The organism is Shewanella sp. Shew256, assembly GCF_002196695.1.
GTDB classification, from domain to species: Bacteria; Pseudomonadota; Gammaproteobacteria; order Enterobacterales; family Shewanellaceae; genus Shewanella; species Shewanella mangrovisoli.
Map to the genome: position 1 here is coordinate 35,100 of NZ_NAJR01000005.1, position 15,586 is coordinate 50,685.

The window sequence follows — 15,586 nt, forward strand, 5'->3', positions numbered from 1 at the left end:
AATTTTATGAGAATAATTTTATTGTTTATATTGTGTTGCAGCTCATTTTTTCTAAGCTCACAAGAACTATGGAAAGGTGCAATGTACGGTGATAGTGCTGAAAAAATACTTAGTATGTATCCAAACAGCATTGATCAAAAAATGACAGATGCATCAGATATTAAAGATTTCTCAAGAGTTATTTCTACTAAAATTGAGCTTGCAAAAAAGCCATTCAATGCAAGTTTCTATTTTAATAATTATGGTCTTAAACAAGTAATTCTGCACTCAGAAGGTTTGTTTGAAGATGTAGAAGCAAGTTCAATTGAGGATCTACTAACAAAATCGCTTGTTGAAAAATATGGGTATGCTTCTGAAACTGCCGACCCAATAGAAACATCACAAAAAAACAAGCAATTTTGGGCTAAGTGGGAAAAAGATTATCTAATCATAAAGTTTTTGTTTCAGCATGAAAAAAATAAAATGATGATCGGTTACAATCTGACAGTAGATGAAAGCGATAGGCTTGATAGGATTGCTGCCGAAAAACTACTTGAAGGAACAAGCGTAAGCAAAGAAGCTGAAAAGCTTTAATAAAATAACATTCAAAATAAGCCACCAAATCGGTGGCTTTTTTATTGCCTCAAATTCATGTTTTTGCGGAAACACCATGAGCACACAACTTACCACGATCAAGCTATCAGGCTCACTGGCGGCTAAGTTTGGCCGCGTTCATCAGCGCTTGCTAGAAACTGGCACAACAAATGAAGCCTTTAGCGCCCTTAAAAACACACTCTACGGCTTTGAGTTATTCATCAAAGAACAGGCAAAGCTCGGCCTGCGTTATGCGATTTTCCGCAATGGCCGCAACACTGGACAGGATGAATTTGATTTAGCCGGCACCAATGAGATCCGCATTGTGCCTGTAATCGCAGGGAGCAAGCGAGGCGGTATTTTGCAGACGATTTTAGGCGCTGTAATGATTGTTGTCGGTGTGTACTTTGGCCAAGGCTGGTTAGTGCAGGCTGGTGTGGGTTTAGTCGCTGGTGGCGTGGTGCAAATGCTTTCTCCCCAAGCCAAAGGACTGAAGGGCAGGGAAGCCGCCGAGAACGCGCCAAGCTATGCCTTTGGTGGCGCGGTTAACACTACTGCAGCAGGTAACCCTGTTGGCATTGGCTACGGTAAGCGCCGTATTGGTGGCGCCATTATTAGCGCAGGGATTTACGCAGAAGACATTGCAACTACTAAGCGCCCAATTCAATCGGGTGGCAGTAATGGCGGCGGCAATCAACAGGAGCCTTAACTAAATGGGTATTCCCGCATTAAAACAACAACTCGTTATCCATGGCGCTAAAGCAGGCGAAAGCGAGCAGCGCACTCCGGTTGAGTCGCCCGATGATCTGCGCTCAATTGCCAAAGCTAAAATCCTGCTGGCGATTGGTGAAGGTGAATTTGAGGGCCAATTATCCGGCCAAAATGTGTTTTTAGATGGCACACCACTGCTTGATGCCAATGGTGCAGAAAACTTCCCCGGTGTAATTTGGGATTTTCGTCCGGGTTCTGTACATCAAACCTATATACCTGGCTTGCCCTCGGTTGAAAACGAGGTGGCATTAGGGATTGAGTTAAAATCAGAGCAGCCCTACACCAGAGCGATTACTAATAACGTGCTCTCTGCCGTGCGGGTGCGCTTTCGCTGGCCAGCGCTGCAACAGCAACTTGATAACGGTGATGTTAACGGCTATCGCATTGAGTACGCTATTGATCTCTCTACCGATGGCGGTAGCTATCAAACCGTATTAAGCACCGCGGTTGACGGCAAAACCACTCAGCCCTATGAGCGCAGCCATCGTATTGACTTGCCTGCGGGTAACAGCTGGCAGATCCGTATTCGCCGCTTAACGCCAAACCAAAACAACAACCGTGTGGCTGATTTAATGCAAATCGCGGCGATCACCGATGTGATTGACCGCAAGCTAAAGTATCCAAATACGGCATTGCTTTATGTGGAGTTTGACGCCAGCCAATTTCAGAATATCCCCGTGGTTTCGTGTGAACCCTTTATGCGCAAGGTAAGGGTACCAACAAACTATAATCCACTTACCCGCGAATATACGGGCGTGTGGGACGGTAGTTTTAAAATCGCATGGACAGATAATCCAGCATGGGTTAGTTACGACATTATCCTCGATGACCGCTTTGGCACAGGCAAGCGGATCAATGCGTCGCTGGTGGACAAATGGGAGCTTTACCAAATTGCCCAGTATTGCGATCAGCTGGTGCCTGACGGCAAAGGCGGCATGGAGCCTCGCTATATCTGCAATATTTATATTCAGCAGGCAACAGAGGCGTGGCAAGTGCTGCGTGATTTGGCGTCTATTTACCGTGGCATGACTTACTGGTCAAACGGCCAAATGTACTCAGTAGCAGATATGCCACGCGCTATGGATTTTATATACACCAATGCCAACGTGATCGACGGTAAATTTAGCTATTCGTCCAGCAGCGAAAAGGTTAAATACACTCGCGCCTTGGTCAGCTGGGATAATCCAGATAACGCCTATGAGTCCGATGTTACCTCGGTATCTGATCAAGCCTTACAGCGCCGCTATGGTGACAATGTGGTGGAGCTAGCGGCATTAGGTTGCACCCGCGAATCAGAAGCACAGCGCCGCGGAAAGTGGGCAATCTATACCAATAACAATGACCGCGCTGTTAATTTTAAAGTGGGTATGGATGGCAGCATCCCATTACCTGGTTATGTGATTGGCGTAGCGGATCAGCTAATTGCAGGTAGTCGGATTGGTGGGCGTATCTCAGCGGTTAACGGCAAGCAGATCACCTTGGACCGTGCGTCCACCATCGCGGTTAATGATCGGCTAATCATCAACTTGCCCAGCGGCAAAGCGCAGGCGCGCACCATTGAGGCTGTTAATGGCCGTGTGGTAACGGTAACCACCGAATACAGCGAAACGCCATTACCGCAGCTGTTATGGTCAGTCGAGTCAGACGAACTAAAGCTGCAGCAATTTAGAGTGCTGCGCGTAGCCAAAGCCAATAGCGATAGCATTGAGTATGAGATCACCGCGGTTGAGCATAACCCCAGCAAATACCCCTATATCGACACAGGCGCACGGTTAGAAGATCGGCCAATAAGTAAATTGCCAGTAGGGGCGCAAGAAGCACCGGCTACTGTGACCATCAGTCAGTCAACATTCACTGAGCAAACCCTGTCAGTCACGACTATGACGATTCAGTGGGCCACGGCCAAAAATGCAGTGGCATACGAAGTGGAATGGCGCAAGGATTCAGGCGAGTGGGTTAAACTGCCAAAAACCAGCGGTACCTCGGTTGATATTCGCGGCGTTTACACCGGGCAGTATATTGCTCGAGTTCGCGCAATCAACTCTGTCGATGTGTCGTCAGTGCCTAAATTATCCGACCTGACCAATATCACGGGCAAAACTGGATTACCGCCAGCGGTGGCCTCGTTCACTACCACGCCGTTAGTATTTGGTATTGCGTTAAATTGGTTGTTCCCTGCTGGCGCAGAGGATACCTTGCGCACCGAAATTGAGTACGGCCCCAACAATAACGACAGTGGTATGATCAAGCTAGGTGATTTTGCTTACCCGTTAAACAGCCACACCATGACAGGGCTTAGTGCCGGCGCTAGCTTTTGGTTTAGAGCGCGTTTAGTGGATCGCACGGGCAACGTGGGCCCATGGTCTAACTTTGTAAACGGCCAAAGCTCCACCGACCAAACCAAATATGACGAGTATTTTAGCGAGCGCATTACATCATCAGCACTTGGGCAAGAGCTACTATCAGAGATTGAGCTGATCCCAATTATCAAAATTGAAACCGATAAAATCCCCGATATCGAATTAAGCCTTACCGAGGCTGAAAACAAAATTCAGCAGATGCAGGCTGAAATCGCGGATATTGCAGGCGCACCAGATTGGGATAACACCGCAAGCTACCTCACTGGGCAGTTGGTTAAATATCAAGGCAAGCTCTACTCGGCTAAACAAACCGTACCTGCAGGAACACTGCCAACTAACACCACCTACTGGACAAAAATTGGTGAATATTCATCCTTGGGCGAAGCTGTATCAGCACTTACTGTACGTGTAGATAATGTTGAGACCTCGATTGAAACTATCGATGGCAAACTGACGGCAGAGTCCTCTCGTATTGATGGCATATTTGCCCAAGTCAATCCGCCATTAGCGGGTGACATGGGCTGGAATGCGGGTACCACAGTAGTATTTGCTGGCGTTTGGTCTGAGCAATATGCAAGAGCAGCGGCCGATGAAGCCTTAGCAAAAAGCATTGATGCGGTTTCAGCCAGTATTGATAAAAACACTGCCGCCATCATCACAGAGCAAATGGCTCGAGCCACTGCAGATGAATCGCTGGCAAACCAAATCATCAGCATTTCAGCCACAGTCAATGGCAATGCGGCGTTAATTAAGCAAGAGCAAACCGCCCGTGCGGATGCCGACAGCGCCTTAGCCTCACAAATCACTACAGTTCAAGCTGCAGCCGATGCAGCCAACACCAAGGCCACGCAAAACGCAGCCGCAATCCAGCAGGAACAAACCGCCCGTGCGGATGCTGATAGTGCCTTGGCCTCACAAATCACCACAGTGCAGGCTACAGCTACTGCGGCCAACTCTGCGGCCTCAACGGCTCAAACTGCCGCAGACCAAGCCAAAGCTGATGCAGCCGCAGCGGCGGGGATCGCCAATGGCAAAGGAAGCTGTCGCCGATGCAGCCAACAGCAAGGCCACGCAGAACGCAGCTGCCATCCAGCAGGAACAAACCGCCCGTGCGGATGCTGATAGTGCCTTAGCCTCACAAATCACCACAGTGCAGGCTACAGCTAACAATGCATCAGCAGCGGTGCAGCAAACATCAACAGCATTAGCCCAGTTAGATGGCAAGCTGCAAGCCATGTACTCTATTAAGGTTGGGGTAACTGCAGACGGTAAATATTACGGCGCAGGCATGGCGATCGGTATTGAGAACACACCAGCAGGTATGCAATCTCAGGTACTGTTTACTGCGGATAGATTTGCGATTGTGAATCAAATTACTGGTACATCTACCATTACCACGCCTTTCGTTGTCCAAGGTGGTCAGGTATTTATTAATAGCGCTGTAATTGGCGATGGCACTATCACAAACGCTAAGATCGGCAGCTATATCCAGTCAACAAACTATGTTGCACAAACCACTGGGTGGAAACTGGATAAAGCGGGTGTATTTGAGATTAATGGCTCTACAGCTGGGCAAGGCCGCATGCAAATATCAAATAATCGAATCGATGTTTATGACAACAGCGGCAATTTAGTTTGCAGAATGGGTAAATTAACATGAGTTATGCACTGGCTGTTTATAACGCTGGCAAAGAGGTTCTTTACAACGCGACACCATACAACTTGTTTTGGTGTTTGCGTGTAAAAGACCTTTACCCTGGTGTTCATTCTGTCACGCTGCCGTCAAATGGCGTTGGCGGTAAGCTTTCATTCGTTTGGGGATTAGAGCGCAGTACACCGGATCAAGAGGTGTCTTTAGGCAGCACTTTTAGAGTCAAAATTAACAGCCTAACTATCACAGGCAACACCGTAACATTTACATTAGAGCAAGATGCGTGGGGTGTTTCATCTATATTGCTTTCATTTTTTTATTCTCGGTGATCTATGTACGGCGTCGAAATTCGCAACAAGGACCTATCGCTATTTTTAGGTACCTATGAAACTACCTTCATGTATTGGGGTTACAAGGACGTAACTCATACCAGTGGTACCGATACTTATATCGATCTGTTTGGTATTCCGGTTGGTTACGATATTCAAATTTATACCTACTGCAACACACAAGGAGAGCAATTCCCATATCTTAGAGCGCTTCATGTTACTTTAGATGGAACGGGTAGCACATGGAGAGGATTGGTTAATTTTTGGATGTATTCCGGTACTGCTAGGGTGTATGTATTTGCTTCGGCAAAGGCAATTAATTTGCCCAAATATGGGTTAGCCATTTATGACACTGCTGGAAATGTGCGCTTTCACAGCGCAAGGCCTCCGGTATCAATAAAACTGCTTGGCGAAGTGATTTATTCGCAAGGAAAACACAGAACCAACTGCAGCTTTAAGCCAGCATGCAAGCCGACCATTGCGCGAGTCGATTCTGAATACGCAGGAACGCCAGGGCAATACTACGTTGAGTACTCGCGATTTAATGGGTTTTACAACAGTAGTGATGGCGGCTATCAGCACGGATGGACACTGCAAACGCAAGGGCCACGCGGTGGCCCTTCTCGTTATCAACCTGCAGATGTAATGAATTACGCTGTTATTGATGCATCTTACTATGAGCAGTTTCCAAACTTGGGCAACTTCCCACAGTAGTTATTTACTGATAACGCTTAACTCAGAAATGGGTGTATTGGGTGGATTATTGTAAATCGTAGCCAGAGCACTATCAGCCAATGTGCTCTGAGCTTTGAGCACTCGATAAGAGTCTTTATCGGTTCGATTTAATCCGAAGATCTTATAGGCCACTAAATCAAAAGTGACATTAGGGCAGGATGCCATGTCACCAACTTCAATGGTGTATTGCCAATTACCGAGAGGGATTGAGGTAAGGCAGCCCACATTTGATGATTTAATTGTAATGTCAGCTTGCTCAGTGCCGTTCGAATATCGAATGATCTGATAGCCGGCCACTTGCTCGATACGCTCTAATGACAACAAGATTTTGTCGATATCTTCAGAGTGAGACTCAACAGCGATCACCAGCGGTAAATCTGCATCACTTGGTCTAACCGTTTTCCCGTCAACCGCATTCGTGCTAGAGATCAAATTTTTGATATCTGCACCCACGTCATCATCACCACCACCGCCGCATCCTGCGAGTGAAACCATTAAAGCCATTAGCGCTAAACGTTTCATAAAATCCTCTCGAAAAAATTTCTAATCATTAATTAGGCAATTATCGATTAATTGCAGACCAATCAAACATTAAATTATCACAGTTTTTAATGTTAGTTTGTGTCAATTTAAGGGTAACTTTAGAGGGTATCTGTACACAGTTAGCAGCGTAACAGCATTTAGATGTGTGTACACATGCGTGTACATGATTAATAAGTGATGATTGATAATTCTTTTTAAAACAAAGTGATTAAAGTCATGGTTTCATAATCGTGCCAAAAAATACTTGGCTGAGATGCTGTATACATAATTTCAATCAAATGACGGTTTTGTCGAATGATAGCATCTTAACACTTAAACTCACCGCAATATTCATTAGCAAAAACCGAGATTGAGAAATTATATTGAAAAGATAAGCGCTTAAGAGGTGATCTTTACCTCGGTTGGCAGTTACAATTCCCTTTAGAACAGGGAATAAGTCTTATGCATCATCAATATCTTAATGAACCTATGGTACTCGATGTTGGGCAGAGCTCGACGCTGACCTTAACCTTGCCCAGCAATATCAGCGATTTTATTGTGCTTGAGGCGATGGGGGCACCATTGCTTGAGTTGATTGTGGTGTCTGAAACACTGCAGCCGCAGATTGCCGTCCGCTTTCAACCTATCTTAGGACTCAAACTCAATGCCGAGATAGTGGAAGCGACAAGTTTTGCAGTATCGACGTCAAGATCTTTGGGGCAAGGAGTTCGGCTTTACCATCGTTTAGGTACTGCACCCAAATTTTGCGCGCAGGAACTGCGCGCGGGCATTGCCATTAAAGTCGATGCGCAGGCCGGGATCAGTGTGTCACTGCAAGCAGCATCTAAGTTTGAGCTCGTTGCACTCGAGTCCGATGGCCGAGGTTTGCATGAGCCCAAAGTGTTGATGATGGCGAAAGCGATATTAGCGCGGGAATATGACTATAATGCTACCGCTGAATCCTTGGCCGTATGCTTGACTGAAATAGAACAAGTTCGGCTCGAGCTACAAGCGTTTTTACGGGGAGACTTGGGGCTCTGTCATACGGGGTTAGCCGAAGAGGCGGTGCGACTTGATCCCTTACTGCAACAAAAACGCCAATGGTTATTTCGCACTTATACTCATATGTTCGAACGACCTAATTTTAGCCGTGCGGCCAATGACGGTTTAAATATCGATAAAGCCTTAAGGAAGCTCGAATGTTTTGAGCTGCTCGCCTCCCCAGAATTACTGCAAATGGTGGAGCGACTCATGGAAGATGAGGCATAAGCCAGCCATTCCAATCATTTATAGAGTTAACCAATGCAATATATATGTCCTTTGTGTGCCTTACCGCTCACCTTGACTGAACGAACCTGGGGATGCCCGCAGGCACACAAGTTCGACATGGCCAAAGAAGGCTATGTGAATCTGCTTCCCGTGCAGAAGAAAAATTCCAAAGATCCTGGCGACAATCAACAGATGATGTTGGCCCGCAGGGAGTTTTTAACTGCGGGTTACTATCAAAGCTTAAGTGACAGAGTGAATGCGTTGGCACTTGAGTATGCCAGCGGGGCGCTGCAGATCCTCGATATCGGCTGTGGTGAGGGGTATTACAGCCATCGTTTGTACAATACGCTTGTCGCCGAGCATCCGTGCCAGTTACAGGGCGTGGACATCTCCAAATCGGCGATAAAATATGCGTCTAAACGTTACCCGAACCTCAGCTTTTGTGTGGCGAGTGCCTACGAAATGCCTATTCCATCGCATAGTATCAATTTAGCGATTCGTATTTATGCGCCATCGAAGGCGGAAGAGTTACAGCGGGTCATGGCGCCCAATGGCATTTTGATCACTGTATCGCCAGGACCTTTACATCATTTTGCGCTAAAACAGCAAATTTATGCCGAACCGAGATTGCATCCAGTGTCCGATGCCAAGATTGCGGGGTTCGAATGCTTACACCAAGAGCGCCTTAGGTCACAACTTGAGCTAAATAATAGCCACGATATTAGCCATTTTCTGGAAATGACCCCCTACGCTTGGAAGTTTACGGCCGAACAAAAGCACACATTTGCACAGAGTGGATTAAGCTGCGAATTAGACTTTCAGATTGAAGTACATCGCATTTCAGTCTAGAGGTTGATTTTAAGCTATTGAAATAAATTATTTAAAATGCTTAACTGTCGATGCTTACGCCGTAAGAACATGCTGTTCTGCGAGCCGGTGGCAAAACCTGAGATGGGCTTGGTTTAAATAAATTTTTCAAAGTGTCGCAGTATGTTGACTTATCTTTAGAATGGTTTATAGTCTTACTAGCTTGAAGGTTGGGCTTATATTTATGTGTTCAATACGACCAGTTCGTCCTGTAAACATAAGTAATACCGGCATTTTCCAGCTCCACCGCCGTTAAGGCTTTAATTTTTTATTTACAGGATTTATATCATGTCTCAAGTTACTGGTGTTGTTAAGTGGTTCAACTCTGACAAAGGTTTTGGCTTCATCGAGCAAGAATCTGGTCCAGACGTATTCGTACACTTCCGTGCAATCAACTCTGACGGTTTCAAAACTCTTGACGAAGGTCAAAAAGTGTCTTTCACTGTGACTCAAGGTCAAAAAGGTCCTCAAGCTGAAAACGTAACCGTAATCGGTTAATTTTCAGTGCTATTAGCCTAGCGCTGATAGCAAGGGATTTAAGAGCTGTGGTTTATACCACGGCTCTTTTTATTTGTGTCGCTTTTAAGCTTTCTACACTCTTGCTTTGTATATCGTGAGTGGATTAGGCGATATTCTTTCTTAACCTCTTAACCTCTTAACCTCTTAACCTCTTAACCTCTTAACCTCTTAACCTCTTAACCTCTTAACCTCTTAACCTCCTTTCCTCTGTTCTGGAGCCTATTTATCTAGCCAAAGTTGAGTAGTGAAAGTTGAGTAGTGAAAGTTGAGTTTGATAGTTAAGCTATCAGGTATCGGGGCACATCAAGTTTTTTTTGCCTGCAAAAATAAACCCACGATCTTTTGCGAAGTTAACCTTCAGACCGTGGGTTAGCAGTTATTGCAGCCTTATTAGATGCTTATTTAAGAATCGAGCTTATCGTCCGCAACTTTATAGTGGGGATCGTCTAGCAAATTCACTTCAACCAGATCGCCTGCTTTGTGAAGCAAGGCTTTACAGTCGGCACTTAAATGCACCAAATGCAGCTTTTTGCCCAGCGCAACATAACGTTCGGCAAGGGTATCTATGGCTTCTAATGCTGAATGGTCGGCTACGCGTGAATGTTTGAAATCGATAATGACATCCTGTGGATCCTGCGAGGCATCAAATAATTCGAGGAAACTGGCCACCGAGCCAAAAAACAGTGGGCCGCTTAGCTCATAGACTTTCCAGCCCAGACTATTTGAGGTCACTTTCACACTGATGTGCTTGGCATGTTGCCATGCAAACACGAGCGCAGACACTACGACGCCGACAAAGACGGCAAAGGCGAGATCGGTAAAAACGGTCACTGTGGTCACGAGCACAATAACAAAGGCATCATGTTTAGGCACTTTGCCCATAAACTTAAAGCTTGCCCATTCGAATGTGCCAAGCACCACGATAAACATCACCCCAACCAAAGCGGCAAGCGGTATGATTTCGATAAAAGATGCGCCAAACAGGATAAAGGTCAGTAAACCGATAGCCGCGGTAATACCGGATAATCTGCCACGTCCACCTGAGTTTATGTTAATCATCGATTGACCAATCATAGCGCAGCCGCCCATGGCTCCAAAAAAGCCGCTGGTGATGTTGCCCACACCTTGGCCTATACATTCTTTGTTGCTACGTCCGCGGGTATTAGTCATCTCATCGATAACCGTCAAGGTTAACAGGGATTCGATTAATCCGACGGCGGCTAAAATAAAGGAGTAGGGCAGAATGATATAGAGCGTCTCAAGGTTAAACGGCACCTGTGGAACAGCAAAGCTTGGGAGTGAGCCTGCGATGGTGGCGTGTTCGTCACCACTCATGGTTTTAAGAAAATCCAACACATTACGGGTTTCTAAGTCAAAACCCACCACGATGGCGGTCACGCTTAAAATCGCAACTAACGATGAGGGGACTGCTGTAGTCAGCTTGGGTAAAAAGTAAATAATTGCCATGGTCAGAGCGACTAACCCTAACATCAGCATCAAAGGCTCTTGCGGTAGCCAGACTAATTCCCCTGCGGTATTTTTGACTTTAAATTGCCCGAGCTGAGCCAAGAAAATCACAATGGCGAGGCCATTAACAAAACCTATCATCACAGGGTAGGGCACAATGCGGATAAACTTACCCAGTTTAAATATCCCTGCGCTGATTTGGATTAACCCTGCCAGCACCACTGCGGCGAATAAGTATTGCACGCCATGTTCAACCACAAGGGACACCATCACCACGGCCATGGCCCCTGTAGCGCCCGAAATCATGCCCGGGCGGCCGCCAATCAGTGCGGTAACCAATCCCATAATAAAGGCTGCATAGAGGCCGACCATAGGTTCGACGTTGGCGACAAAGGCAAAGGCAACAGCTTCAGGGATAAGTGCAAGTGCAACCGTCAGCCCCGAGAGAATATCGGCTTTGTGACTAGATGTTTTGTGGCGAAAGAGATCGAACATGAAACCTCTGTTAATGACTTGTGTTGGCAAAATAGCCGCGCATACTAACAAAAAAGCCGATTGAGCTAAACCTTAAATATGGCTTAATTTGCTGAAAATAAAAAAGCCACGCAAGAGCATGGCTTTTTTCGCAACGGGTTGAGGATTATGGACGAGCCATATCCGATTCAGCGCTGTTGCTGTGTTTCAGTTTAGGCGCAGCCGCTTCGGCGGAGGCGACACTGTCATACTCGCGACCTTTTGGTACTTCTACCTGAGCTCTAACTTCTACCGTTGGCTTGGTCATTTCTGATGACACCATAGAACCAAAACGACTCGTCGCTTTGGGTTTGCTCACCACAGCTTCTGCTGTAGGCGCTGCTGCGGCTTGAGTCACAACGGGTTTTGCCTGTGGTTTAACGATAGGTGCAGGTTTTGCCATTGGCGCAGAGGCCACAGATTTTACGGCTTCTTTTGCTTCGGCTTTGTCTGCTTCAAGCGTTACGGCTTCGACGGCAACGGCCTTTGCCTCAGCCTTCGATTGAGCTGGAGTTTCGGCTGGGGTAACAACAGCATCAACTGCTACTTCTACGGCTTTAGCTGGCTCAACAGCAACTTCTTCAGTTTTAACGCTTGTCTCAGCCTTGTTGTTTACTGCCGTGTCTGCTGGAACTTCTGTTGGTTCAGCTTTAATCTCAGCCACATGCTCGGTAGCGACAGCCTCAATAACTTCAGTCTCAACAGCGTTATTGGCGGTGGTTTCAGTAACCACATTGACATCTGCTGCTTCGACTACAGTTGCAGGAGGAGTCACAGTCGGTTCAGCCGCAACTTCAATTGCTTTTGCTTCAGTGGTCTCAGCTGCTTCTGCCGTTTGAGCGCTTGGAGCTGGGTAGTCCTGATCTTCACCCAGTGCGTCGTTTGGTACGAATTGTGCAGGTGCAGAGGCGCCTTGCTCATCTTCATCACGGCGACGACGTTGACCAGCTGCTCTTAAATGACGTGGGCTGCGGCGACTACGACGTTGTCCATCGCGAGATTCACGTTTCGCTTTATCATCTGCATCGGCGCTGACGTCTGCGTTATCCGCATCGGTCTCGGCTTCAGTCTTTACGCTTTCTGCTACGTTAGCAGGCGCATCAGCACGGTTTTCTACTACAGGCGCTTCTACAGCCACTTCAGCACTTGCTTCAGCTTGGCTTACTGCATCTGCCGCTTCTACTGTTTCGTTGGCAACCGCAGCTTCTTTGCGTGGTTGGCGACGTGAGCGAGGTGCTTTGGTTTCAGCTTGTGGTTCAGTTGCAACGTCAGTATTGGCAGCATTAACAGCGGCCACTTCGGCTAATACCACTTCTTCTTGAATTGGCGTTTCAGTGGTGTCATTGGCGTTATCGATGCGTACTTTACGACGCATGTTACGGCGCTGACGACGCTCACGGGCCACTTCTTGCTTTGGCGTGTCGTCTTGAGATTCTGCTACTACTTCTTTTGGTGCTTGGTTACGGCTTTTAGGCTCTGGCTTAGTGCGTTTTGCATTCTCGTCTTTTTCACGAGCTGGACGCTCCTGAGTCTGAGGTGCATCAGCCGACTTCTTGGCATTGCGGGTGCGTGGCTCACGGGTGCCTTCTTTCGCTTTGTCTGCATCTTGGTTATTGCGAGTACGGCGAGTGTCATTACGACGATTACGACGGTTCGCATTGGCCGTTTGGCTGTCAGACTTTTTGGTTTCTGTGGTCTTTTCAGCCGCAGGCTTATCGCTTGAGCTGAAGAAGGCGCCAATAGCACTGAACAGTTTGCTGAAGAAACCTGGCTCGGTTGCTTCCACTTTGTTGGCAGCTGGTGCGGCGGCTTGTTCTACTTTCTGTGGTGCAGTGAAGCCTTTTAGGGCTGGTGCTGGCGCAGCAGTGCGTTCCAGTTTACGGGGCTCGTATAACTTGGCTTCTGGCTGTTCGATGCGCTTGTAGCTGGATTCATCGATTTCATCGTCAGTGCGGTGACGAATCACACGATAATCTGGAGTCATCATGTGCGGATCTGGGATCACATAGACTTCCACATCATGGCGTTGCTCTGTGATACGAATCGCTTTGCGTTTTTCGTTCAGCAGGAAGGCCGCCACATCGACAGGCACGATGGCTTCGATTTGTGAGGTGTTTTCTTTGATGGCTTCTTCTTCCATCAAACGCAGAATCGACAGCGCTAAAGATTCGGTACTACGGATAGTGCCTTGGCCATGACAGCGAGGGCAGATATGCGCAGCTGATTCTTCTAACGATGGACGCAGACGTTGACGCGACATTTCCATCAGGCCGAAGCGAGAAATGCGGCCTAATTGCACGCGGGCACGGTCGTGGTGAACGGCATCACGCAGGCGGTTTTCAACTTCGCGTTGATGGCGCACTGGCGTCATATCGATAAAGTCGATAACGACTAGACCACCTAAGTCACGCAGACGTAATTGACGGGCAATCTCATCGGCGGCTTCGAGGTTGGTGTTTAATGCGGTTTCTTCGATATCGCCGCCCTTAGTTGCGCGGGCAGAGTTGATATCGATTGAGGTTAATGCTTCAGTTGGGTCGATAACAATCGAACCGCCCGATGGCAGACGCACTTCACGTTGGAACGCCGATTCGATTTGCGACTCGATTTGGAAGTGAGTGAACAATGGCACTTCGGCTTCGTAGAGTTTTACACGCTCAACGAAATCAGGGCGCACTAGTGCGATATGCTGTTTGGCTTCTTCAAAAATACGTGGATGGTCGATTAAAATCTCGCCCACATCGCGGCGCAGATAATCACGAATTGCACGTACAATCACGTTACTTTCTTGGTGAATTAAGAAAGGCGCTGGTTTACTTTGCGCGGCTTCAGTAATCGCAGCCCAGTGGTGCTGTAGAACTTTTAAGTCCCACTTCAGTTCAGTCGATTCTTTGCCAACACCTGCGGTACGTACGATAAGGCCCATACCCGCTGGAACTTCTAAATCGGCCATGGCTTCTTTTAATTCGGTGCGCTCGTCACCTTCGATACGGCGAGAAATACCGCCAGCACGAGGGTTGTTTGGCATCAAGACTAAGTAAGAACCCGCTAAGCTGATAAAGGTCGTCAGTGCCGCACCTTTATTGCCGCGCTCTTCTTTGTCAATCTGAACAATAACTTCTTGTCCTTCACTGACGACTTCTTTGATGTTTGGGCGACCTTGGAAAGAATAACCTTTAGGGAAGTATTCTCTGGCAATTTCTTTTAGCGGTAAAAAGCCGTGGCGCTCGGCACCATAATCAACGAAAGCGGCTTCTAAAGAGGGTTCTACGCGGGTAATTTTACCCTTGTAAATGTTGGATTTTTTTTGCTCGTGACCAGGACTTTCAATATCCAGATCGTACAGTTGCTGCCCGTCAACTAGGGCAACACGCAACTCTTCTGATTGAGTTGCATTGATTAACATACGTTTCATGATGACGTCATTCTTCTTTAAATGGAGGTCATCAAACAATCGCGTTTCGCTGCATTACGGGCCTAGCAGTAGGTCAACGAAGCCTCACGGCTGGTGGCTAGGCAAGGTGCGCATTACTGTTAGACGCAGTCGCTGCGTGTCGCATCCTATTTATGGCTTATTTTTTAATGATTACAAAAACAAGGAATTCGTTGTAAAACATCAACCAACCCCATAAATTCTTTCATTTCGTTCCGGTAATGCCCAAGTCGAATCGGTTTGTCTGACGACAAGTTAAAATATATTTCGAAATCGGTGAGAAAAACTTTAGATAAACCTAGTCAAAGTAAGGTTAGATTCTCGATTTAATCGTAAAAAACGCATTTGTGGTATTTTTACTCAGTATACGATTTGCAAATCAATGAGTTGCTATCAAGAAAATCTTTTTTAATCTATAAAGCTTTTCACTTGGGACTGGGACCTTGTGAACACTTTATTCACGGCTTATCCCTAATCGCTGGTGAAATATAGCAATAATCAAAAAATTCAGCAATGGAAAGGCACAATTCTTCTTAAGTGTTGTACAATGGCCGCCGTTTTAAGCAGATGGCACATC

12 protein-coding genes are annotated in these 15,586 nt (G+C 46.9%); 9 read left to right on the forward strand and 3 right to left on the reverse strand.

The features are described from left to right. Positions 1 to 6 precede the first annotated feature (6 nt). The 6 genes from B5P39_RS10695 to B5P39_RS10715 all read left to right on the forward strand — a co-directional run bounded on the left by B5P39_RS10695 (position 7) and on the right by B5P39_RS10715 (position 6,398). A complete protein-coding gene (locus B5P39_RS10695; protein ID WP_088211511.1) occupies positions 7 to 573 on the forward strand; it encodes a hypothetical protein in 567 nt (188 codons plus the stop codon). A 76-nt stretch (positions 574 to 649) separates the two neighbouring features. Continuing rightward, a complete protein-coding gene (locus B5P39_RS10700) occupies positions 650 to 1,282 on the forward strand; it encodes a tail assembly protein (RefSeq protein WP_088211512.1) in 633 nt (210 codons plus the stop codon). Positions 1,283 to 1,286: 4 nt separating this feature from the next. Then, on the forward strand, positions 1,287 to 4,826 hold the full coding sequence (locus tag B5P39_RS10705; protein ID WP_254915764.1) for a host specificity protein J: 3,540 nt from the start codon (positions 1,287 to 1,289) through the stop codon (positions 4,824 to 4,826). Next, positions 4,732 to 5,364 carry a DUF1983 domain-containing protein gene (locus B5P39_RS24925; protein ID WP_254915765.1) on the forward strand — a complete coding sequence of 211 codons (633 nt, stop codon included), beginning with the start codon at positions 4,732 to 4,734 and terminating at the stop codon, positions 5,362 to 5,364. The genes B5P39_RS10705 and B5P39_RS24925 overlap by 95 nt, the downstream gene beginning before the upstream one ends. Then, positions 5,361 to 5,684, forward strand: coding sequence for a hypothetical protein (locus B5P39_RS10710; RefSeq protein ID WP_088211513.1), 324 nt, complete (start codon positions 5,361 to 5,363; stop codon positions 5,682 to 5,684). Before B5P39_RS24925 ends, B5P39_RS10710 begins: the two co-directional genes overlap by 4 nt. Before the next feature lie 3 nt (positions 5,685 to 5,687). Beyond that, the gene (locus B5P39_RS10715) at positions 5,688 to 6,398 is read left to right on the forward strand and encodes a hypothetical protein (protein WP_088211514.1); all 711 of its coding nucleotides are present in this window, start codon (positions 5,688 to 5,690) and stop codon (positions 6,396 to 6,398) included. Here the strand turns inward: B5P39_RS10715 and B5P39_RS10720 are convergent, their stop codons facing one another. Then, the gene (locus B5P39_RS10720) at positions 6,399 to 6,941 is read right to left on the reverse strand and encodes a hypothetical protein (RefSeq protein WP_088211515.1); all 543 of its coding nucleotides are present in this window, start codon (positions 6,939 to 6,941) and stop codon (positions 6,399 to 6,401) included. Positions 6,942 to 7,403: 462 nt separating this feature from the next. On the opposite strand from B5P39_RS10720, the gene B5P39_RS10725 reads away from it, so the two are divergent. The 3 genes from B5P39_RS10725 to B5P39_RS10735 all read left to right on the forward strand — a co-directional run bounded on the left by B5P39_RS10725 (position 7,404) and on the right by B5P39_RS10735 (position 9,575). Next, entirely contained in the window at positions 7,404 to 8,210 is an 807-nt protein-coding gene (locus tag B5P39_RS10725; RefSeq protein WP_088211516.1) for a hypothetical protein, read from the forward strand. Positions 8,211 to 8,243: 33 nt separating this feature from the next. After that, positions 8,244 to 9,059, forward strand: a complete 816-nt coding sequence (rlmA, locus tag B5P39_RS10730; RefSeq protein ID WP_088211517.1) for a 23S rRNA (guanine(745)-N(1))-methyltransferase — start codon at positions 8,244 to 8,246, stop codon at positions 9,057 to 9,059. 306 nt (positions 9,060 to 9,365) lie between these two features. Next, positions 9,366 to 9,575: a cold-shock protein gene (locus B5P39_RS10735; protein ID WP_011072720.1), complete on the forward strand. Its 210-nt coding sequence runs from the start codon at positions 9,366 to 9,368 to the stop codon at positions 9,573 to 9,575. Positions 9,576 to 9,998: 423 nt separating this feature from the next. Here the strand turns inward: B5P39_RS10735 and B5P39_RS10740 are convergent, their stop codons facing one another. Further along, the gene (locus B5P39_RS10740) at positions 9,999 to 11,558 is read right to left on the reverse strand and encodes a SulP family inorganic anion transporter (RefSeq protein ID WP_088211518.1); all 1,560 of its coding nucleotides are present in this window, start codon (positions 11,556 to 11,558) and stop codon (positions 9,999 to 10,001) included. A 145-nt stretch (positions 11,559 to 11,703) separates the two neighbouring features. Beyond that, positions 11,704 to 14,991, reverse strand: coding sequence for a ribonuclease E (gene rne / locus B5P39_RS10745; RefSeq protein WP_088211519.1), 3,288 nt, complete (start codon positions 14,989 to 14,991; stop codon positions 11,704 to 11,706). Between the last annotated feature and the right edge of the window lie 595 nt (positions 14,992 to 15,586).